This window comes from Pseudomonas cremoris, from assembly GCF_014230465.1.
In genome coordinates this window covers 250449-270452 of record NZ_JAAXCY010000003.1, presented here as the reverse complement: position 1 = coordinate 270452, position 20004 = coordinate 250449, and the positions used below count along the sequence as shown (strand labels likewise).

17 protein-coding genes are annotated in these 20004 nt (G+C 60.9%); 11 read left to right on the top strand and 6 right to left on the bottom strand.

Features of this window, described 5'->3' with window-relative positions:
• The 3 genes from dapD (at window position 1) to HF257_RS07930 (ending at window position 2714) form a co-directional block, all read left to right on the top strand.
• Window positions 1–1035 (top strand): 2,3,4,5-tetrahydropyridine-2,6-dicarboxylate N-succinyltransferase, encoded by a 1035-nt coding sequence (gene dapD / locus HF257_RS07940; RefSeq protein ID WP_185707410.1) that lies wholly within the window; start codon window positions 1–3, stop codon window positions 1033–1035.
• A 63-nt stretch (window positions 1036–1098) separates the two neighbouring features.
• Complete coding sequence (locus HF257_RS07935; RefSeq protein WP_185707412.1) at window positions 1099–2304, top strand: aminotransferase class V-fold PLP-dependent enzyme; 1206 nt, start codon at window positions 1099–1101, stop codon at window positions 2302–2304.
• The gene (locus tag HF257_RS07930) at window positions 2301–2714 is read left to right on the top strand and encodes a SufE family protein (RefSeq protein ID WP_185707414.1); all 414 of its coding nucleotides are present in this window, start codon (window positions 2301–2303) and stop codon (window positions 2712–2714) included. The genes HF257_RS07935 and HF257_RS07930 overlap by 4 nt, the downstream gene beginning before the upstream one ends.
• Window positions 2715–2830: 116 nt before the next feature.
• Here the strand turns inward: HF257_RS07930 and tcdA are convergent, their stop codons facing one another.
• Complete coding sequence (tcdA, locus tag HF257_RS07925) at window positions 2831–3640, bottom strand: tRNA cyclic N6-threonylcarbamoyladenosine(37) synthase TcdA (RefSeq protein WP_065877359.1); 810 nt, start codon at window positions 3638–3640, stop codon at window positions 2831–2833.
• A 217-nt stretch (window positions 3641–3857) separates the two neighbouring features.
• On the opposite strand from tcdA, the gene HF257_RS07920 reads away from it, so the two are divergent.
• The 4 genes from HF257_RS07920 to HF257_RS07905 all read left to right on the top strand — a co-directional run bounded on the left by HF257_RS07920 (window position 3858) and on the right by HF257_RS07905 (window position 8947).
• Window positions 3858–6449, top strand: coding sequence for a glycosyltransferase (locus tag HF257_RS07920; protein ID WP_185707416.1), 2592 nt, complete (start codon window positions 3858–3860; stop codon window positions 6447–6449).
• 110 nt (window positions 6450–6559) lie between these two features.
• Window positions 6560–7711: a succinyl-diaminopimelate desuccinylase gene (gene dapE / locus HF257_RS07915; protein ID WP_185707418.1), complete on the top strand. Its 1152-nt coding sequence runs from the start codon at window positions 6560–6562 to the stop codon at window positions 7709–7711.
• Window positions 7711–8520: a putative RNA methyltransferase gene (locus tag HF257_RS07910; protein ID WP_185707419.1), complete on the top strand. Its 810-nt coding sequence runs from the start codon at window positions 7711–7713 to the stop codon at window positions 8518–8520. The genes dapE and HF257_RS07910 overlap by 1 nt, the downstream gene beginning before the upstream one ends.
• A 49-nt stretch (window positions 8521–8569) precedes the next feature.
• On the top strand, window positions 8570–8947 hold the full coding sequence (locus HF257_RS07905) for a hypothetical protein (protein WP_185707420.1): 378 nt from the start codon (window positions 8570–8572) through the stop codon (window positions 8945–8947).
• A gap of 133 nt (window positions 8948–9080) precedes the next feature.
• On the opposite strand, the gene HF257_RS07900 is transcribed toward HF257_RS07905, so the two are convergent.
• Entirely contained in the window at window positions 9081–9290 is a 210-nt protein-coding gene (locus tag HF257_RS07900; RefSeq protein WP_003219353.1) for a cold-shock protein, read from the bottom strand.
• Window positions 9291–9470: 180 nt separating this feature from the next.
• On the opposite strand from HF257_RS07900, the gene plsB reads away from it, so the two are divergent.
• The 3 genes from plsB to HF257_RS07885 are packed head-to-tail and all read left to right on the top strand — an operon-like array spanning window position 9471 to window position 13146.
• Complete coding sequence (gene plsB, locus HF257_RS07895) at window positions 9471–11981, top strand: glycerol-3-phosphate 1-O-acyltransferase PlsB (protein WP_185707422.1); 2511 nt, start codon at window positions 9471–9473, stop codon at window positions 11979–11981.
• Window positions 11982–12032: 51 nt separating this feature from the next.
• Window positions 12033–12434 carry a YbaY family lipoprotein gene (locus HF257_RS07890; protein WP_185707423.1) on the top strand — a complete coding sequence of 134 codons (402 nt, stop codon included), beginning with the start codon at window positions 12033–12035 and terminating at the stop codon, window positions 12432–12434.
• Between the two features lie 22 nt (window positions 12435–12456).
• The gene (locus HF257_RS07885; RefSeq protein ID WP_185707425.1) at window positions 12457–13146 is read left to right on the top strand and encodes a DUF4197 domain-containing protein; all 690 of its coding nucleotides are present in this window, start codon (window positions 12457–12459) and stop codon (window positions 13144–13146) included.
• 445 nt (window positions 13147–13591) lie between these two features.
• Here HF257_RS07885 and HF257_RS07880 read toward each other — a convergent pair whose 3' ends face one another.
• The 3 genes from HF257_RS07880 to HF257_RS07870 are packed head-to-tail and all read right to left on the bottom strand — an operon-like array spanning window position 13592 to window position 18363.
• The gene (locus HF257_RS07880) at window positions 13592–14185 is read right to left on the bottom strand and encodes a LysE family translocator (protein ID WP_185707427.1); all 594 of its coding nucleotides are present in this window, start codon (window positions 14183–14185) and stop codon (window positions 13592–13594) included.
• Between the two features lie 2 nt (window positions 14186–14187).
• Complete coding sequence (locus HF257_RS07875) at window positions 14188–17253, bottom strand: efflux RND transporter permease subunit (RefSeq protein ID WP_185707429.1); 3066 nt, start codon at window positions 17251–17253, stop codon at window positions 14188–14190.
• Between the two features lie 6 nt (window positions 17254–17259).
• Complete coding sequence (locus HF257_RS07870; protein ID WP_185707431.1) at window positions 17260–18363, bottom strand: efflux RND transporter periplasmic adaptor subunit; 1104 nt, start codon at window positions 18361–18363, stop codon at window positions 17260–17262.
• A 92-nt stretch (window positions 18364–18455) separates the two neighbouring features.
• Here HF257_RS07870 and HF257_RS07865 point away from each other — a divergent pair, with 92 nt between their 5' ends.
• Complete coding sequence (locus HF257_RS07865; RefSeq protein WP_185707433.1) at window positions 18456–19091, top strand: TetR/AcrR family transcriptional regulator; 636 nt, start codon at window positions 18456–18458, stop codon at window positions 19089–19091.
• 113 nt (window positions 19092–19204) lie between these two features.
• On the opposite strand, the gene HF257_RS07860 is transcribed toward HF257_RS07865, so the two are convergent.
• On the bottom strand, window positions 19205–19987 hold the full coding sequence (locus tag HF257_RS07860) for a class I SAM-dependent methyltransferase (RefSeq protein WP_185707435.1): 783 nt from the start codon (window positions 19985–19987) through the stop codon (window positions 19205–19207).
• Between the last annotated feature and the right edge of the window lie 17 nt (window positions 19988–20004).

Below are 20004 nucleotides of genomic sequence, written 5' to 3'. Positions count from 1 at the left end.
ATGTCCAATTCCCTGTTCAGCCTGGGCTTCGGCGTCGGCACTCAGAACCGCCAAGGTGCTTGGCTGGAAGTGTTTTACGCACAACCGCTGCTCAACCCATCGGCTGAAATCGTCGCCGCTATCGCCCCGATCCTGGGTTACACCGAAGGCAACCAGGCGATCTCCTTCACCATCAGCCAAGCGCTGCAACTGGCTGATGCCCTCAAGAACGTCGACGCGACCCAAGCGGCGCTGCTCAATCGCCTGGCTGAAAGCCATACCCCGCTGGTCGCCACCCTGCTGGCCGAAGACGCAGCACTGACCTCCACGCCTGAGGCCTACCTCAAGCTGCACCTGCTGTCCCATCGTCTGGTCAAGCCACACGGCCTGAGCCTGGCCGGTGTGTTCCCGCAACTGCCGAACGTAGCCTGGACCAGCCAGGGCGCAATCGACATCAACGAACTGGCCGAACGTCAGCTGGAAGCGCGCCTGCGTGGCGAGTTGCTGGAAGTGTTCTCGGTGGACAAGTTCCCGAAAATGACCGACTACGTGGTGCCGGCTGGCGTGCGTATCGCTGACGCCGCACGTATCCGCCTGGGCGCGTACGTGGGCGAAGGCACCACCGTGATGCACGAAGGTTTCGTCAACTTCAACGCCGGCACCGAAGGCCCGGGCATGATCGAAGGCCGTGTATCGGCGGGCGTGTTCGTCGGCAAGGGCTCGGACCTGGGCGGCGGTTGCTCCACCATGGGCACCCTGTCGGGCGGCGGCAACATCGTGATCAAGGTTGGCGAAGGCTGCCTGATCGGCGCCAACGCCGGTATCGGTATCCCGTTGGGCGATCGCAACACCGTGGAGTCGGGCCTGTACGTTACCGCCGGCACCAAGGTTGCGCTGCTGGACGAGCAGAACCAACTGGTAAAAGTGGTCAAGGCGCGTGAACTGGCCGGCCAGCCGGACCTGCTGTTCCGCCGCAACTCCGAGACCGGTGCCGTGGAGTGCAAAACCCACAAATCGGCCATCGAACTGAACGAAGCGCTGCACGCTCACAACTAAGCAGCCACTCGATGCCACTAGCGGGCCCCGATCCTGGGGCTCGTTTATACGAGTTTGAACACCATGCTTGTGCCCTCCCTCTGGCGCGCCGATTTCCCGGCCATCGCCACCCTGCAACGGCAAGACCAGACCTATCTGGACAATGCCGCTACCACACAAAAACCCCAGGCCCTGTTGGATGCCATCAGCCATTACTACGCCAATGGCGCAGCCAATGTGCACCGTGCCCAGCATTTGCCAGGCGCCCATGCGACCCAGGCTTTCGAAGACAGCCGCAGCAAGGTCGCGCAGTGGTTGAACGCAGGTGACAGCGGGCAAATCGTGTTTACCCACGGCGCAACCTCTGCGCTGAACCTCTTGGCCTATGGCCTGGAGCATCTATTCAATGCGGGCGATGAGATTGTTATCAGCGCCCTGGAACACCACGCCAACCTGCTGCCGTGGCAGCAATTGGCTAAGCGTCGCGCCTTGGAACTGGTGGTGCTACCCCTGGGTGATGATGGCGTGATTGACCTCACCGCTGCCGCTGAGCTGATCGGCCCACGCACACGCCTGCTGGCCGTGAGCCAGTTATCTAACGTGTTGGGCGCCTGGCAACCGCTGGAAGCCTTGCTTGCACTGGCCCGCCCCTATGGCGCTTTGACCGTGGTCGACGGCGCCCAAGGTATCGTCCATGGTCGTCATGACGTGCAGGCACTGGGTTGCGACTTCTACGTATTCTCCAGCCACAAGCTCTACGGCCCGGATGGCGTTGGCGTGCTGTTTGGCCGCAATGAAGCCCTGCATCACCTGCGTCACTGGCAGTTTGGCGGTGAGATGGTGCAGCAGGCCGATTACCACAGCGCCACTTTCCGCCCGGCGCCGCTGGGTTTCGAAGCCGGTACACCGCCGATTGCCAGCGTGATCGGCCTGGGCGCCAGCCTGGACTACCTGAGTTCGCTGGACCAGCCAGCCGTCATCGCTCATGAAGCAGCCTTGCATGACTACCTGTTGCGCGGGCTCAAAGCACGCAATGGCGTGCAGGTACTGGGATCACCCCAGGTGGCACTGGTCAGCTTCGTGGTCGAAGGCGTACACAACGCCGACCTTGCCCACCTGCTGACCGAACAAGGCATTGCCGTGCGCGCTGGCCATCATTGTGCGATGCCGCTGCTCAAGGCGATGCACTTGTCGGGGGCGATCCGTGTGTCGCTTGCGCTGTACAACGACTCCGATGACCTGGAGCGCTTCTTTGAAGCGCTGGACCAAGCGCTGGATATGTTGCGATGAGCTTGCCCGTTGATGCGACGAACGCGCTTGAAGCGTTCCAAGCCGTCCGTAGCTGGGAACAGCGCGCCCGCATGCTGATGCAATGGGGCGAACGCATGCCGGCCCTGGCCGCTGAAGACAAAGTCGACGCCAACCTGGTGCAGGGTTGCGAAAGCCTGGTGTGGTTGGTGGGGCGTTTACAGGATGGGCATTGGCAGTTTGCTGCGAGCAGCGATGCGCGGTTGATTCGCGGGCTGGTGGCGTTGCTGCTGGCGCGAGTGAATGGGCTTTCTGCCGTCGAGTTGCAGGCGGTGGACTTGCCCGACTGGTTCAATCAATTGGGCCTTTCCCGCCAACTGTCACCATCCCGCAGCAATGGCTTGAATGCAGTGTTGCAGCGCATGCGGGCGTTGAGCCTTACACAAAACTAAATGTGGGAGCGGGCTTGCTCGCGAAAGCAGAGTGTCAGTCGGTACATCACTGCCTGAACCACCGCATTCGCGAGCAAGCCCGCTCCCACATTTTAAATAGTGTATGGAGCTGCAATCTAAGCAGGTTTGACCCGCTCCGAAGGCCTGCGCACCCCGGCCACAATCTTGTCCACCGCTTTCGTCGCCGCGACCATGCCGAACGTGGCCGTGACCATCATCACCGCGCCAAACCCTCCGGCGCAGTCCAGCTTCACCCCGTCACCCACGAAACTCTTCTGCAAGCAAATGCTGCCGTCCGGCTTGGGATAGCGCAGTTGCTCGGTGGAAAACACACACGGCACGCTGTAATGACGTGTAACGGTGCGCGAGAAGCCGTAATCGCGGCGCAGCGTGGAGCGCACTTTCGACGCCAACGGGTCATTGAAGGTGCGGTTCAGGTCGCACACCTGGATCAGCGTCGGGTCGATCTGCCCGCCCGCACCGCCGGTGGTGATGATCTGGATCTTGCGGCGCTTGCACCAGGCGATCAGCGCAGCCTTGGCGTTGACGGCGTCGATGCAGTCGATCACGCAATCAATGTTGGGGGTGATGTATTCGGCCATGGTGTCACGGGTCACGAAATCCGCAACCGCATGCACAGTGCAATCCGGGTTAATACCACGCAGGCGTTCGGCCATCACCTCGACCTTGGGCTTGCCAACGGTGCTGTCCAGCGCATGCAACTGGCGGTTGCTGTTGCTCACACAGACGTCGTCCAGGTCAAACAGCGAAATCTCGCCCACACCGCACCGGGCCATGGCTTCTGCCGCCCAGGAGCCCACGCCGCCGACGCCGACGATCGCCACATGGGCCGCTTTCAAGCGTTCCAGGCCTTCAATGCCATACAAGCGGGCGACGCCTGCAAACCGCGGATCTTCTGTACTCATGACCATTACCCCAAAAACCGGCGCGCATTATGGACTACAGAGCGACAAGTTCGAAGCGACAAGCTACAAGTAAAGAACTTAGATGGCCTTTCGCTGACTAACGTCCGGCTTTTCTCTGTCTGCTATACGCTCAGGGAAGCGTCGGTGTAGGATGCGCGCCGTTCGGCGCTGGCCGACACCTCTTTTCGTTCCACACCCTTTGGAACCCGAAATAACCATGGCATCGCGTAAATTTGGACTCAACCTGGTGATCGTGTTGGCAATCGCCGCACTGTTTACCGGCTTCTGGGCGCTGATCAACCGCCCCGTCACTGCTCCCAACTGGCCTGAGCAGATCTCCGGTTTTTCCTACTCGCCGTTCCAACAAGGCCAGTTCCCACAGAAAGACCAATACCCCACCGACGATCAGATGCGCCGTGATCTTGAGATCATGAGCAAGCTGACGGACAACATCCGTACCTACTCGGTCGACGGCACACTGGGAGACATCCCCAAGCTGGCGGAAGAGTTCGGCCTGCGGGTAACCCTGGGTATCTGGATCAGCCCTGACCTGGAACGCAACGAGCGTGAAATCCAGCGCGCCATCGAGATCGCCAACAGCTCGCGCAGCGTAGTACGGGTAGTGGTCGGCAACGAAGCCTTGTTCCGTGAGGAAATCACCCCAGAAGCACTGATCGTGCTGCTGGACCGCGTACGCGCCGCCGTGAAAGTGCCGGTGACAACGTCCGAGCAATGGCACATCTGGGAAAAGAACCCGCAACTGGCCAAGCACGTCGACCTGATCGCCGCGCACATCCTGCCGTTCTGGGAATACATTCCGATGGACAAGGCCGGCCAGTACGTACTCGACCGCGCGAAAGACCTGAAGAAACTGTTCCCGAAAAAGCCACTGTTGCTGTCGGAAGTTGGCTGGCCGAGCAACGGCCGCATGCGCGGTGGTAATGAAACATCCCCGGCCGACCAAGCGATTTACCTACGCACGCTGGTGAACAAGCTGAACCGCCAGGGCTACAACTATTTCGTGATCGAGGCCTTCGATCAGCCGTGGAAAGTCAGCGACGAAGGCTCCGCCGGCGCTTACTGGGGCGTGTACAACGCGGCGCGCCAGCAGAAATTCAACTTTGAAGGCCCAGTGGTCGCGATCCCGCAATGGCGCGTGCTGGCTATCGGCTCGGTGGTGCTTGCGCTGCTGTCCCTGACCCTGCTGATGATCGACGGCTCGGCCCTGCGCCAGCGTGGCCGCACGTTCCTGACGTTTATCGCGTTCCTGTGCGGGTCGGTGCTGGTGTGGATTGGCTACGACTACAGCCAGCAATACAGCACCTGGTTCAGTGTCACCGTGGGCATTCTTCTGGCCCTCGGCGCACTCGGCGTGTTTATCGTGCTGCTGACCGAAGCCCATGAACTGGCAGAAGCGGTATGGACCCACAAGCGTCGGCGTGAATTCCTGCCGGTCGAAGGTGATTCGGACTACCGCCCGAAAGTGTCGATCCACGTGCCGTGCTACAACGAGCCGCCGGAGATGGTCAAACAGACCCTCGACGCCCTGGCCGCGCTGGATTATCCGGACTACGAAGTCCTGATCATCGACAACAACACCAAGGACCCTGCTGTATGGGAACCGGTGCGTGACTACTGCGAGACCCTGGGCCCGCGCTTCAAGTTCTTCCACGTCGCGCCCCTGGCCGGTTTCAAGGGCGGTGCCCTGAACTACCTGATCCCGCACACCGCCAAGGACGCCGAAGTGATCGCGGTAATCGACTCGGATTACTGCGTGTCGCCGAACTGGCTCAAGCACATGGTGCCGCACTTCGCCGACCCGAAAATCGCCGTGGTGCAGTCGCCGCAGGACTACCGCGACCAGAACGAAAGTACCTTCAAGAAGCTCTGCTACGCGGAATACAAGGGTTTCTTCCATATCGGCATGGTCACCCGCAACGACCGTGACGCGATCATCCAGCACGGCACCATGACCATGACCCGTCGCTCGGTGCTCGAAGAGCTGGGCTGGGCCGATTGGTGTATCTGTGAAGACGCCGAGCTGGGCCTACGCGTATTTGAGAAAGGTCTGTCAGCGGCGTATTACCACGACAGTTACGGCAAGGGCTTGATGCCGGATACCTTTATCGACTTCAAGAAACAGCGTTTCCGCTGGGCGTACGGCGCGATCCAGATCATCAAGCGTCACACCGCCAGCTTGCTGCGCGGCAAGGACACCGAGCTGACCCGTGGCCAGCGCTACCACTTCCTCGCGGGCTGGTTGCCGTGGGTGGCGGACGGCATGAACATCTTCTTCACCGTGGGCGCCCTGTTGTGGTCGGCGGCGATGATCATCGTGCCAACGCGGGTCGACCCGCCGCTGCTGATTTTCGCGATCCCGCCGTTGGCGTTGTTCGTGTTCAAGGTGGGCAAGATCATCTTCCTGTACCGCCGCGCGGTTGGCGTGAACCTCAAGGATGCGTTCTGCGCGGCCTTGGCCGGTTTGGCGTTGTCCCACACCATCGCCAAAGCAGTGCTGTATGGCTTCTTCACCACCAGTATTCCGTTCTTTCGTACACCGAAAAACGCGGATAACCACGGCTTCTGGGTAGCCATCTCCGAAGCCCGCGAAGAAATGTTCATCATGCTGCTGTTGTGGGGCGCTGCGCTGGGGATCTACCTGGTGCAGGGCCTGCCGAGCAATGACATCCGCTTCTGGGTGGTGATGCTGCTGGTGCAGTCGCTGCCGTATGTGGCGGCATTGATCATGGCGTTCCTGTCGTCGCTGCCTAAACCTGCGGCTGAGCCTGAGCCCGCACCCGCGGCGTAAAAACTTGCGCAATGCACTAAACGGCGGCCTCTGGCCGCCGTTTTGCTATAAGATAACGGCCGTTTTGTGCGCCTTGCCTGCTCATCTTATAAAGCTGTGGAGTTTCCCCCATGACGGCCCATGCCGACCTTTCGCCGACCCTTCAACTTGCCATCGACCTGATCCGTCGCCCCTCCGTGACGCCGATCGACGCCGATTGCCAGAAGCTGATGATGCAGCGCCTGGGCGACGCCGGTTTTGCACTTGAGCCGATGCGCATCGAGGACGTGGATAACTTCTGGGCCACCCACGGCAAGCACGACGGCCCGGTATTGTGTTTTGCCGGCCACACCGATGTGGTACCGACCGGCCCGGTGCAGGCCTGGCAGAACGACCCGTTCGACGCGCTGATCGACGAAAACGGCATGCTCTGTGGGCGTGGCGCGGCCGACATGAAAGGCAGCCTGGCCGCGATGCTGGTGGCGTCGGAGCGTTTCGTCGCCGACTACCCGGACCACAAGGGCTCGGTGGCCTTCCTGATCACCAGCGATGAAGAAGGCCCGGCGCACCACGGCACCAAAGCTGTGATCGAACGCCTGGCCGCCCGCAAGGAGCGCCTGGACTGGTGCATCGTCGGCGAACCGTCGAGCACGACATTGGTAGGCGATGTGGTCAAGAATGGTCGTCGTGGCTCCCTCGGCGCCACCTTGACCGTACGCGGTGTGCAGGGCCACGTTGCCTACCCGCACTTGGCGAAGAACCCGATCCACCTGGCCGCACCGGCCCTGGCGGAACTGGCTGCCGAGCATTGGGATGATGGCAACGCCTTCTTCCCGCCAACGAGCTTCCAGATCTCCAACCTGAACTCCGGCACCGGCGCCACCAACGTGATTCCCGGTGACCTGACGGCGGTGTTCAACTTCCGCTTCTCCACCGAGTCCACTGTCGAAGGCCTGCAGCAACGTGTAGCGGCAATCCTCGACAAGCACGGCCTGGACTGGCACGTGGAGTGGGCGCTGTCGGGCCTGCCGTTCCTCACCGAGCCGGGCGCGCTGCTGGATGCGGTATCCGCGAGCATCAAGGCAATCACGGGGCGTGAAACCAAGGCGTCCACCAGCGGCGGTACGTCGGATGGGCGTTTCATCGCCACCCTCGGTACCCAGGTGGTCGAATTGGGCCCGGTCAACGCGACGATTCACCAAGTGAATGAGCGCATCCTGGCCAGCGACCTCGATGTGCTGACCGAAATCTACTACCAAACCCTGATCAAGTTGCTCGCCTGATGCTCGCTTGCCCCATTTGCAGCGCCCCGCTCAACGCGGTGGACAATGGCGTGGCGTGCCCGGCCGGGCACCGTTTCGACCGCGCGCGCCAGGGTTACCTGAACCTGTTGCCGGTGCAGCACAAGAACAGCCGCGACCCGGGCGACAACCTCGCCATGGTCGAGGCACGCCGCGACTTCCTCAACGCCGGGCATTACGCGCCGGTGGCCAAGCGCCTGGCCGAATTGGCCGCTGAACGCGCTCCACAGCGCTGGGTGGACATCGGTTGTGGCGAGGGCTACTACACCGCGCAAATCGCCGATGCCCTGCCCCACGCAGACGGCTACGCACTGGATATATCCAAGGAAGCGGTCAAGCGCGCGTGCAAGCGCAACCCTAACCTGACCTGGTTGATCGCCAGTATGGCCCGCGTGCCGTTGGCCGACGCCAGTTGCCAATTCCTGGCCAGTGTCTTCAGCCCTTTGGACTGGGAAGAGGCCAAACGCCTGCTCAGCCCTGGCGGCGGTTTGATGAAGGTCGGCCCCACCAGCGGCCACCTGATGGAATTGCGCGAACGCCTCTACGACGAAGTGCGTGAGTACACTGACGACAAGCACCTGGCCCTGGTGCCAGAAGGCATGAGCCTTGCGCACAGCGAAACCCTGGAGTTCACGCTGAGCCTGGCCGAGCCCCAGGACCGCGCCAACCTGCTGGCCATGACGCCCCACGGCTGGCGTGCCAGCGCCGAGCGTCGCACCCAAGTGATCGAGGCGGCCGAGCCGCTGCTGGTCACTGTGTCGATGCGCTACGACTATTTCGTGCTTCAATAACCGACTTTTCCGCGAATGGATTTTTAAAATCCCGCAACGAGGAACATCCATGCGCCAACCCGATATCGAGATTTACCTGAAGGACGCCGACGTCGACCACCGAGCCATCGCCGCCTGGCTGGGCGCTGCCCTGGGCCCGTGCACCGACTGGGTCCAGAAGGGCCAGACCTACAAGTGCAAGGCCGGCAACGTGCCCGTGACCTGGCTGCCGAAAGCCGTAGGCAAATGGAACAGCCTGTACCTGGAAAGCGACCAGACCCCGTGGGACGACGACATCGCCTGCGCCCGCGCTGCGTTTGCCGCGCTGAACGTTGAAGTGCGTTGCGCGCCGGGCACGTGGGTGGAAGAGGAAGGTGAAGAGAGCGCGGATCGCTGGATGCGCATCAGCGCGGATGGTGAAGAAGAAATCACCTGGAAAACTGCATAAAACCTGAATTGTGAACCCAATCAAATGTGGGAGCGGGCTTGCTCGCGAAGGCGGTGTATCAGTCACTGAAGATGTTGACTGAAGCACCGCCTCCGCGAGCAAGCCCGCTCCCACATTGGTTTTTGCGCTGGACTTACAGCCCCACCACATCCTCCGCCTGCAACCCCTTCTCGCCGGTCACCACGGCGTATTCCACCTGCTGGCCCTCGGCCAGCGAGCGGTGGCCTTCACCACGAATGGCGCGGTAGTGCACAAACACATCCTTGCCGTCTTCGCGCTGAATGAACCCATAACCCTTTGCATCGTTGAACCACTTCACATTGCCTGTTTCGCGCGTTGCCATTTGTCTCACTCCCACTTGCATTTTTATTGTTGAGTGCCGCATTGAACTGCCGAGTATAAGACAGGCTCAAAAACGATCAACTCAAGTTTACATCGCTGCTTTTTTGCCGATTTTCGGCGAATACGGCACACTACCGACCCGAGCACCTGCTCGGTTTTAACCACTTGAAGCAGCACGCCTATGACCCGCTCCCCGTTCCGCCGTCTGGTGTTTGGCACCTTGCGCCGACTGTTGTACCTCTGGGTTCGCTCGGAGACGATCAACCAGTCGTCCCTTACTCTTAACCTGGACCGCAGCCGGCCGGTGTTCTACGTCCTGCAATCACCCTCCCTTACCGAATTGGCCGTGGTCGATGCCGAGTGCACCAAGGCGGGCCTGCCACGCCCGGTGCTACCGGTATCGGTGGGCCCGCTGATGGAACCGGCGGCGTTCTTCTACCTCACGCCGGAGCCGGACTGGCTTGGCCGTCAGGACAAGCGCGGCGCGCCGCCCACCTTGACGCGTCTGGTCAACACCCTGACCGAACACGCCGAAGAGAATGCACAAATCATTCCGGTCAGCGTGTTCTGGGGGCAATCGCCCGAGAGCGAGTCCAGCCCGTGGAAGCTGCTGTTTGCCGACAGCTGGGCCGTTACCGGCCGTCTGCGCCGACTGCTGAGTATCCTGATCCTCGGTCGCAAGACCCGTGTGCAATTCTCTGCGCCCATCAACCTGCGTGAATTGATCGAGCACAATAAAGGTCACGAACGCACGGTGCGTATGGCTCAACGCATCCTGCGGGTGCATTTCCGTAACCTGAAAACCGCCGTGATCGGCCCCGACCTGTCTCACCGCCGCAACCTGGTGAAGGGCCTGGTCAACATGCCGCTGGTGCGCCAGGCCATCGCCGATGAAGCCGAACGGGGAAAAATCAGCCCGGAAAAGGCCAAGGCCCAGGCCCTGCGCTATGGCAACGAGATCGCCTCGGACTACACCTACACCGCGATCCGCTTCCTCGAAGTGGTATTGAGCTGGTTCTGGAACAAGATCTACGACGGCATCAAGGTCAATAACATCGAAGGCGTGCAGAAGGTTGCCCAGGGCTACGAGGTGATCTACGTCCCCTGCCACCGCAGCCACATCGACTACCTGTTGTTGTCCTATCTGCTGTTCAAGAACGGTCTGACCCCGCCTCACATCGCCGCCGGCATCAACCTGAACATGCCGGTGATCGGCAGCCTGTTGCGCCGTGGCGGTGCGTTTTTCATGCGCCGTACCTTCAAGGGCAACCCGCTGTACACCTCGGTGTTCAACGAATACCTGCACACCCTGTTCACCAAGGGTTTCCCGGTGGAGTACTTCGTCGAGGGCGGGCGCTCGCGCACCGGGCGCATGCTGCAACCCAAGACCGGGATGCTGGCGATCACCCTGCGCAGCTTTTTGCGCTCATCGCGCATGCCCATCGTGTTTGTGCCGGTGTACATCGGCTATGAACGTGTGCTCGAAGGCCGCACCTACCTCGGCGAGTTGCGTGGCGCGAGCAAGAAGAAAGAGTCGATCTTCGATATTTTCAAAGTGGTCGGCGCGCTCAAGCAGCGTTTTGGCCAGGTGGCGGTCAACTTCGGCGAACCGATCAAGCTGGCCGAGTTCCTCGATGCCGAACAACCGGACTGGCGTGCCCAGGAACTCGGCCCGAACTACAAACCGGCGTGGCTCAACGAAACCACTAACCGTCTCGGCGAGCAGGTAGCCCGCCACTTGAACGAAGCCGCTGCCGTGAACCCGGTGAACCTGGTGGCCCTGGCACTGCTGTCCACCACGCGCCTGGCCCTGGATGAACAGGCCATGGCACGCCAGTTGGACCTGTACCTGGCGCTGCTACGCCGCGTGCCTTACTCGCCCCACACCACCTTGCCCGAAGGCGATGGCATGGCGCTGATCAAGCATGTCAAAGATATGGACCTGCTGTCGGAACAGAGCGACGCCCTCGGTAAAATTCTGTACCTGGACGAGCAGAACGCCGTCCTGATGACCTACTACCGCAACAACGTACTGCACATCTTCGCGTTGCCTGCGTTGCTGGCGAGCTTCTTCCAGAGCAGCTCGCGGATGAGCCGCGAACAGATCCTGCGCTACACCCACGCCCTGTATCCGTACCTGCAATCGGAACTTTTTATTCGCTGGTCACTGGAGGAGTTGGACACGGTCGTCGACCAATGGCTCGAAGCCTTTGTCGAACAGGGCCTGCTGCGCTTTGAAAATGACGTGTTCCTGCGCCCGGCGCCGAGTTCACGGCATTTTGTGCTGCTGACCCTGCTGTCCAAGAGCATTGCCCAGACCCTGCAACGCTTCTACATGGCGATCTCGCTGCTGCTCAACAGCGGCCAGAACAGCATCAGCGCCGAAGAACTGGAGGACCTGTGCACGATCATGGCCCAGCGCCTGTCGATCCTGCATGGCCTCAATGCCCCGGAGTTTTTCGACAAGAGTCTTTTCCGACATTTCATCCAGACCCTGCTGGAGCAAGATGTGCTGCGCCGCGATGAAGCCGGCAAATTGAGTTACCACGACATGCTCGGTGAGCTGGCCGAAGGCGCCGCCAAACGCGTGTTGCCGGCGGAGATTCGTTTGTCGATCCGCCAGGTGGCGCTGCACCGTGTGGATGACACCCCGGTCGAATCTGAAGCCGTCAAACCTGAAGAAAGCCGCTAGATTGAATAAGGCGCCGGGCGGTTTCCGGCGCCGTTTACAAGGAGCTAGACCATGAAAAAGATCATCCTCCTGGGCCTCACCGCCCTGCTCGGAGCCTGCCAATCCATGACGCCCGCACCCAAGGCCAGCCTCGACGGCGAAGTGTTTTACCTGCAACGCATCGCCTTGCCGCCGACCGCCACCTTGAGCGTCAGCCTGCAAGATGTCTCCTTGGCCGACGCACCGGCGGTGACCCTGGCTGAACAGAAAGGCCCGGTCAAAGGCCAAGTGCCGCTGCCCTTCCACTTGAGCTACGACCCGGCCCAGGTCAAGCCTGGCCACAGCTACTCGGTGAGCGCTCGCATCGAACTGGATGGCAAGCTACTGTTTATCACCACCGAACGGCACTCTGTGCAGCTCAACGGCCAGGACCCGCAGCCGCTGCGCCTGCGCGTTGATGCTGTGGCCCACTGAACTCGATCATAAGGAAGCGCCCATGCTCCGTAACTCCCTTCGCCTTACCGCCCTGTGTGCCGGCCTGCTGTTCGGTGCCAACGCCATGGCCCTGGACCTCGGCAGCTTGTCCCAGGGCGACGCCAGTGGCGGCCTCAAGGACGCACTGACCCAAGGCGCTCAGATCGCCGTGAAACAACTGGGCGTACCCGGCGGTTTCAGCAACAACCCCGAAGTTAAGATCGGCCTGCCCGGCAAGCTGGGCAAAGTCGCCGACAAGCTGAAAATGTTCGGCATGGGTGACCAGGTCACGCAGCTGGAAACCAGCATGAACAAAGCCGCTGAAACCGCCGTGACCCAGGCCCAACCGATCCTGGTGAACGCCGTGAAAAACATGAGCGTGACCGACGCCAAGGGCATCCTCACTGGCGGCCAGGATTCAGCCACCCAGTACTTGAACAAAAGCAGCCGCGAAGAGATCCGCGCCAAGTTCCTACCTATCGTCAAAGCCGCCACCGACAAAGTCGGCGTGGCCCAGCAATACAACGCCTTGGCCGGCAAGGCTGCGGCCTTTGGCGCGGTGGACGCCAAAAGCGCCAACGTCGAGAACTACGTGACCGAACAAGCGCTGGACGGCCTGTTCAAGATGATCGCGCAGCAAGAAGAAACCATTCGCAAGAACCCGGCGGCTGCGGCCACCAGTTTGGCGAAGAAGGTGTTTGGGGCGTTGTAAGCCTTGGACGGATCGCTCCCTGCAATGGGGAGCGATCTCATGCCGTACCCTCCCTCGAGAGCGAACGCCCCCTCCCCTATCCTTGGGCAGTGTCCAGACTGATAGTGCGTATCGTGATCGTACTGAACTCAATCCTCTTGGCTTGTTGGCGCGATTCCTCTGAACAGGGCTTCGCTGGGCAGGTAGGCTTCGGCGGTTTTTCTGAGCTAGGGGGACAGTCTGGTTCTTGTGGTTTTGGCACAACATTGACCATCTTGCTTATTAAGGAAACAAGGCACATAGGGAAACCCTTCTATCAAAAAAGATGAGTCCAATGACCGATGCCAACAATGATCGGCAGCGAAAACTGATACCTGTAAACAGGTAGTCCCTGAGTGGAAGGTGCCCCGAAAGCGTTCCCGGAACCCGTCATCTATTTCAATAATCGGTGCAACAGGGAGCGATCCTAGTGCAGTACCGACTCCGCCAACCGCCCTACCATCAGCGTGGCAAAGCAGCCAATCGCAATCGAGGTCGCACGGTTGATCTTCAATGGCGTGAGCCAGGCCTTTTGAATCCCTTCAAAGCGGCTGCCCAGCACGATCCACGCCGCCCCTACTGGAATAACTACCAGCGCCAGCGTGGCCATGAACCCGGCATAGCCGGGTAGCGTGGCAAAGGTGCCGACCGGTGCAATGAACGACACGATCAGCAATCCCTTGGGATTCATCACCGTCAGCCAGAAGAAGTACAGCCCGGAGAAACGGTCGGAACCGGGGTTGATGACGCTGTTCTTACGCTGCCAAAGCTTGTAGGAGACATACAGCAGGTAGCAGGCCGCCGCCAATTGCGCGGACTTCAGCGCCCACGGCGAATACGCCGCCAGATACAACAACGCCACCCCCCATAGCGAGACCTGCAGTAGATAAGCCAGGCACTCGGTCAACGCCAGCGTCCAGGAGGCCCGAAAGCCAAACAACAGCCCCGCGCGAAACAGCAGGGTGTTGGTCGGGCCTGGGGCAAGCAACAACAACATCAAGGCTGAAACAGTAGCCAACATGATTACGCGACGTCCTTCCTCACTCGGAACCACGCAGCATACAGGGCCGGCAGGAACAATAGGGTCAACGCCGTCGCCACAATCAACCCGCCCATGATCGCCACGGCCATCGGCCCGAAGAACACGCTGCGTGACAGCGGGATCATCGCCAATACGGCCGCCAGCGCGGTCAGCACAATCGGACGGAAGCGTCGGACGGTGGCTTCGATGATTGCTTGCCATGGCGCGAGGCCAGCCTTGATGTCCTGCTCGATCTGGTCCACCAGGATCACCGAGTTACGCATGATCATCCCCGACAGGGCGATGGTGCCGAGCATGGCCACAAAGCCGAACGGCTGGCGGAACACCAGCAGGAACAACGTCACACCGATCAGCCCCAGCGGCGCCGTCAGAAACACCATGGCAGTGCGTGAGAAGCTGCGCAGTTGCAGCATCAGCAACGTCAGCACCACCACAATAAACAGCGGCACGCCGGCTTTTACCGAGTTCTGGCCACGGGCGGAGTCTTCTACCGTACCGCCGACTTCCAGCAGATAACCGTCGGGCAATTCTGCACGTACACCTTCAAGGGTCGGCAGGATTTGCTGGACCAGGGTTGCCGGTTGCTCCTTGCCATAGATGTCGGCACGCACGGTGACCGTAGGCAGGCGGTTGCGGTGCCAAATGATGCCTTCTTCGAAACCGTATTCGAGGGTGGCGATCTGTGACAGCGCAACGCTTCTGCCGTTATCGGTCGGCACCGCCAGGCTTGGCAACAACGACAGTTCGGTGCGCTCATGCACGGTGCCGCGCAGCAGGATTTCGATCAACTCGTTGTCCTCGCGGAATTGGCTGACGCTGGAACCGGTCAACGAACTCTGCAGGAATTTCGACAGGTTGGCGGTGCTCACGCCGAGGGCGCGAGCGCGGTCCTGGTCGATGTTGAGGTAGACGATCTTGCTCGGTTCTTCCCAGTCTAGGTGCACGTTGACCACGTGGGTGTTTTCGCGAACCTTGGCTGCCACTTTCCGCGCCAGGGCGCGGACTTCTTCGATGTGCTCGCCGGTCACCCGGAACTGCACCGGATAACCCACAGGCGGGCCGTTTTCCAGGCGCGTGACCCGCGAGCGCAGGTCCGGGAATTGTTCGTTGAGGGTTTCGATCAACCAGGTGCGCAGGCTTTCGCGCTCTTCAATGGTTTTGGCCAACACCACAAACTGGGCGAAGCTGGCGGCGGGCAATTGCTGGTCCAATGGCAGGTAGAAACGCGGCGAGCCGGTGCCCACATAGGCGACGTAGTTGTCGATACCGGCATGTTCCTTGAGCAAGCCTTCCAGGCGTTTGACCTGGTCGGCGGTGTTGCTCAGGGAGGCGCCTTCGGCGAGTTTCAGGTCGACCATCAGCTCCAGGCGGCCCGAAGCCGGGAAGAACTGCTGCGGCACAAAGCGGAACAAGGCGACCGAACCGATAAACAGCAGCAGGGTCAGCACGATCACGGTTTTGCGGCGGTTCACGCACCATTCCACCAGACGTCTTACACGCTGGTAGAACGGCGTACCGTAGGGATCTGGCCCGTCGGTGCCGTGCTTGGCCGCGTGAATTTTCGCCAGGTCCGGCAGGAGTTTTTCCCCCAGGTACGGCACAAACACCACCGCTGCGACCCACGAGGCCAACAGCGCGATGGTGACCACCTGGAAGATCGAACGGGTGTATTCGCCGGTACTCGATTGCGCGGTGGCAATCGGCAGGAAGCCGGCGGCGGTGATCAGCGTACCGGTGAGCATCGGGAACGCGGTACTGGTCCAGGCAAAGCTGGCGGCCTTGAGCCGGTTGTAGCCCTGCTCCATCTTGATCGCCATCATTTCCACGGCAATGATCGCGTCATCCACCAGTAGGCCAAGCGCCAGGACCAAGGCCCCGAGGGAGATCTTGTGCAGGCCGATGCCCAGGTAATACATGGTGGCAAACGTCATCGCCAGCACCAGTGGAATCGCCAGGGCAACCACCATGCCGGTGCGCACACCAAGGGAGAAAAAGCTCACCAGCAACACGATGGCCAATGCCTCGGCCAATACCTGGACGAACTCACCGACACTGGTTTTCACCGCCGCTGGCTGGTCCGACACCTTGCGCAGCTCCATGCCTGCCGGAAGATTCTTCTGCAAGCGTGCGAACTCGCCTTCCAAGGCTTTACCCAGTACCAGAATGTCACCGCCGTCACGCATCGCGACGGCCAGGCCGATGGCGTCCGCGCCCATGTAGCGCATGCGTGGCGCGGGCGGGTCGTTGAAGCCACGATGAATCTCGGCCACGTCGCCGATACGGAAGGTGCGATCACCCACGCGAATCGGGAAGTTGCGGATCTCCTCCACTGTCTTGAAGTTGCCCGACACCCGCAGTTGCACGCGCTCGGTCGGGGTTTCGAAGAAGCCCGCCGTGGACACCGCGTTCTGCTCCTGCAACGCCTGTTGCACGGCGGCCAGCGGCAGGCCGAGGGTCGCCAGCTTGAGGTTGGACAGTTCGATCCAGATCTTCTCGTCTTGTAGGCCAAGTAGCTCAACCTTGCCCACATCTGCGACACGTTGCAGTTGAATCTGGATGCGGTCGGCGTAGTCCTTGAGCACCGCGTAGTCGAAGCCGTCGCCGGTCAGGGCATAAATGTTGCCGAAGGTGGTGCCGAATTCATCGTTGAAAAACGGCCCCTGGATATCCGGTGGCAAGGTCTGGCGGATGTCGCTGATTTTCTTGCGCACCTGGTACCACAGCTCGGGAATCTGCGCCGAGTGCATGGAGTCGCGAGCCATGAAAGTGACTTGGGATTCGCCGGGGCGCGAGAACGAAACGATGCGCTCGTACTCGCCGGTCTCCATGAGTTTTTTCTCGATGCGCTCGGTGACCTGGCGCGAGACTTCTTGGGCCGTGGCGCCTGGCCAATTGGTTTTGATCACCATGGCTTTGAAGGTGAATGGAGGGTCTTCGCTCTGTCCCAATTTGGTGTAGGACAAGGTGCCGACCACGGCCAGCAGGATCATCAGGAACAGTACGATCTGGCGATTGCGCAACGCCCATTCGGAAAGATTGAAACCCATCGGGGACTACTCCTTGTTGGCCGCCAGATTCACAACTCGGTTGGAGCGGTCCACCGGACGCACTTGCTGGCCCTCATGGAGTACATGCACGCCTGCGGCAATGACCCAGTCAGTGGGACTAAGACCTTCCAGCACCGGGACGGTTTTTTCACCGAAGGCGCCGATGCGCACCGGCGTGCGCTTGAGCGTGTCGTCCGGCTGTACCAACCAGACGTAGGACACACCGTTCTCCGCACTGAGGGCAGACAGCGGCACCGACAGCGCAATTACGCCGTCTGCTTGTATGAAAACCCGGGCGCTCTGGCCCAGCTCGGCGGGGACTTTGCCGCCCGTGAACGCGACACGGGCAGCAAAGGTGCGCGACTTCGGATCAGCCGCCGGAGACAGCTCACGAATACGCCCGGTAAAGCGCTGGTCCGGCTGGCTCCACAGCTCCACCGTCACCGGCTGGCCGATCTTGAAACGGCCAAAACCTTGTTCCGGCAAGCTGATCAGCACTTCGCGCTCGCCATCGGTGGCCAACGTGAATACGGTTTGGCCGGCGGACACCACTTGGCCGACTTCCACCGCACGCTTGGCCACTACGCCGTCCTGGGGCGCACGTAGCACTGCATAGCCAGCCTGGTTGCTGGCCACGTCGAATTCAGCCTTGATTTGCTTAAGGCGTGCTTCACCGGATCGGTAGAGATTTTCGGAATTATCGTACTGGGAGCGGCTGACCATCTGCCGGTCCAGCAGGGTTTTGTAGCGGTCGCGCTCAGCGCGCACCAGGCTCAGGTTGGCCTCGGCGGCAGCCACTTGGGCACGGGTGGCCTCCAATTGCAGGCGCACATCCTGGGGGTCGAGTTCAGCGAGTGGCTGGTTGGCCTTGACCCGCTCCCCCTCCTCTACCAGACGCTTGCTGACTTTGCCGCCAATGCGAAAGGCCAGGTCCGGCTCATAACGGGCGCGAACTTCGCCGGGATAACTGTCGCTCGATTGTGCCGAAGGTTGCGGCTGTACCACCATGGCCGGGCGGACGGTGGTCTGGGCTGCTTCTTCATGGCCACAGGCGGCCAGGAGGAACAACAGGCTGACAGGCAACGCAAAGGGCAGGAAAGTGCTGCGCATGCTGAAGGACCTTTCGCAAATGGAGCTAGGAATAATTATACTGGCCAGTATGTTATTAATACCAAACTCACCAGTCCAGTATTAAAGTGAAAATGTCCGACAATCCTGTAAACACCAATAGCCCTGGGCGTCCCAAGGACATGGCAAAACGCCAGGCAATCCTCGAAGCAGCGAAAATCCTGTTTTTGAGTAATGGCTACGCCAGCACCAGCATGGACGCGGTGGCACTGGAAGCTGGCGTGTCGAAACTGACCGTCTACAGCCACTTCACCGACAAAGAGACCTTGTTCACGGCTGCCGTGGTGGCGACGTGCGAGGAACAATTGCCGGTGATGTATTTCGAGCTGCCGGCCGGCATGCCCGTGGAGACGGTACTGCTGAACATTGCCCGGGGGTTCCATCGGCTGATCAACAGCGAGGAGTCGGTGAACCTGCATCGCCTGATGATGACCACCGGCAATCAGGACGTGAAACTCTCACAAATCTTCTTCGAAGCCGGCCCGATGCGCATGCTGCAAGGCATGGAGCGCTTGCTCAGCAAGATCGACCAAAGCGGTGCGTTGAGCATCGACAAACCCTTTACCGCCGCCGAGCACTTCTTTTGCCTGCTCAAGGGCACGGCGAATTTCTGCTTGTTATATGGGTGTGGCGGGCAGTTGAGCGAGGAAGCTGCCGAGGCGCATGTGCAGGATGTGGTGGGGTTGTTTATGCGGGCTTATCGGGCCTGAGGCTGTGGTGCCTGAGCGGACGCTTTCGCGAGCAAGCCCGCTCCCACCTTGGAATGCGTTCCAAATGTGGGAGCGGGCTTGCCCGCAAAGAGGCCCGCAAGGCCAACGAAGATTTAAGGCTTGAGCGCCTTCTTGGGATAGATGTCATACCGACTGGATTTGCCATCCAACGCATGGCTCGGCTTGGGCCCTTCAATACACGGCGCCTTGCGCGGCCGCTTCACCACCACCCGATGACTGGCCAGGGCCAATGCCGCCGCCAGCAGCGCCGGCGCGTCCGGATCATCCCCCACCAGTGGCCTGAACAGGCGCATTTCCTTCTTCACCAGGGCGGTTTTCTCGCGGTGCGGGAACATCGGGTCGAGGTAGATCACTTGGGGCGGCTCGCCTTCCCAGTTGCGCATCACGTCAATGGAGTTGCCCTTGAGCAACTTCATGCGCGCCACAATCGGCGCCACGTCAAAGTCATCCGCGCCACGCGCCAGGCCGTCTTCGAGCAAGGCGCCGATCAGCGGCTGGCGTTCGATCAGGCTCATCTCGCACCCCAGGCTGGCCAGCACGAAGGCGTCCTTGCCCAAGCCTGCCGTAGCGTCCAGCACCCGTGGGCGTACGCCTTGGGCGATGCCGACGGCCTTGGCGATCATCTGTCCGCTGCCACCGCCATACAAACGCCGATGCGCCGCGCCACCCTCGACAAAGTCCACCCGCACCGGCCCCGGTGCATCAGGCCCGAGTTGTTGCAGCTGTAGGCCCTGCTCACCGACTTGCAGGGAAAAGTCCGCATCGGCCAGCGTTAACGGTAAGCCAAGCCGCGACGCCCATTGCTCGGCAAGGGCCTGAAAACCTTCGGCCAAGGCCTCGACCTGGATGCGGCTGGCCGCTGGTTGTTCGCTCATCAATCGCTACGCTCAAA

What these genes read in the sequence shown, in the direction of transcription:
- dapD (WP_185707410.1), top strand. Translation starts at nt 1, where the DNA reads ATGTCCAATTCCCTGTTCAGCCTGGGCTTCGGCGTCGGCACTCAGAAC.
- HF257_RS07935 (WP_185707412.1), top strand. Translation starts at nt 1,099, where the DNA reads ATGCTTGTGCCCTCCCTCTGGCGCGCCGATTTCCCGGCCATCGCCACC.
- HF257_RS07930 (WP_185707414.1), top strand. Translation starts at nt 2,301, where the DNA reads ATGAGCTTGCCCGTTGATGCGACGAACGCGCTTGAAGCGTTCCAAGCC.
- tcdA (WP_065877359.1), bottom strand. Translation starts at nt 3,640, where the DNA reads ATGAGTACAGAAGATCCGCGGTTTGCAGGCGTCGCCCGCTTGTATGGC.
- HF257_RS07920 (WP_185707416.1), top strand. Translation starts at nt 3,858, where the DNA reads ATGGCATCGCGTAAATTTGGACTCAACCTGGTGATCGTGTTGGCAATC.
- dapE (WP_185707418.1), top strand. Translation starts at nt 6,560, where the DNA reads ATGACGGCCCATGCCGACCTTTCGCCGACCCTTCAACTTGCCATCGAC.
- HF257_RS07910 (WP_185707419.1), top strand. Translation starts at nt 7,711, where the DNA reads ATGCTCGCTTGCCCCATTTGCAGCGCCCCGCTCAACGCGGTGGACAAT.
- HF257_RS07905 (WP_185707420.1), top strand. Translation starts at nt 8,570, where the DNA reads ATGCGCCAACCCGATATCGAGATTTACCTGAAGGACGCCGACGTCGAC.
- HF257_RS07900 (WP_003219353.1), bottom strand. Translation starts at nt 9,290, where the DNA reads ATGGCAACGCGCGAAACAGGCAATGTGAAGTGGTTCAACGATGCAAAG.
- plsB (WP_185707422.1), top strand. Translation starts at nt 9,471, where the DNA reads ATGACCCGCTCCCCGTTCCGCCGTCTGGTGTTTGGCACCTTGCGCCGA.
- HF257_RS07890 (WP_185707423.1), top strand. Translation starts at nt 12,033, where the DNA reads ATGAAAAAGATCATCCTCCTGGGCCTCACCGCCCTGCTCGGAGCCTGC.
- HF257_RS07885 (WP_185707425.1), top strand. Translation starts at nt 12,457, where the DNA reads ATGCTCCGTAACTCCCTTCGCCTTACCGCCCTGTGTGCCGGCCTGCTG.
- HF257_RS07880 (WP_185707427.1), bottom strand. Translation starts at nt 14,185, where the DNA reads ATGTTGGCTACTGTTTCAGCCTTGATGTTGTTGTTGCTTGCCCCAGGC.
- HF257_RS07875 (WP_185707429.1), bottom strand. Translation starts at nt 17,253, where the DNA reads ATGGGTTTCAATCTTTCCGAATGGGCGTTGCGCAATCGCCAGATCGTA.
- HF257_RS07870 (WP_185707431.1), bottom strand. Translation starts at nt 18,363, where the DNA reads ATGCGCAGCACTTTCCTGCCCTTTGCGTTGCCTGTCAGCCTGTTGTTC.
- HF257_RS07865 (WP_185707433.1), top strand. Translation starts at nt 18,456, where the DNA reads ATGTCCGACAATCCTGTAAACACCAATAGCCCTGGGCGTCCCAAGGAC.
- HF257_RS07860 (WP_185707435.1), bottom strand. Translation starts at nt 19,987, where the DNA reads ATGAGCGAACAACCAGCGGCCAGCCGCATCCAGGTCGAGGCCTTGGCC.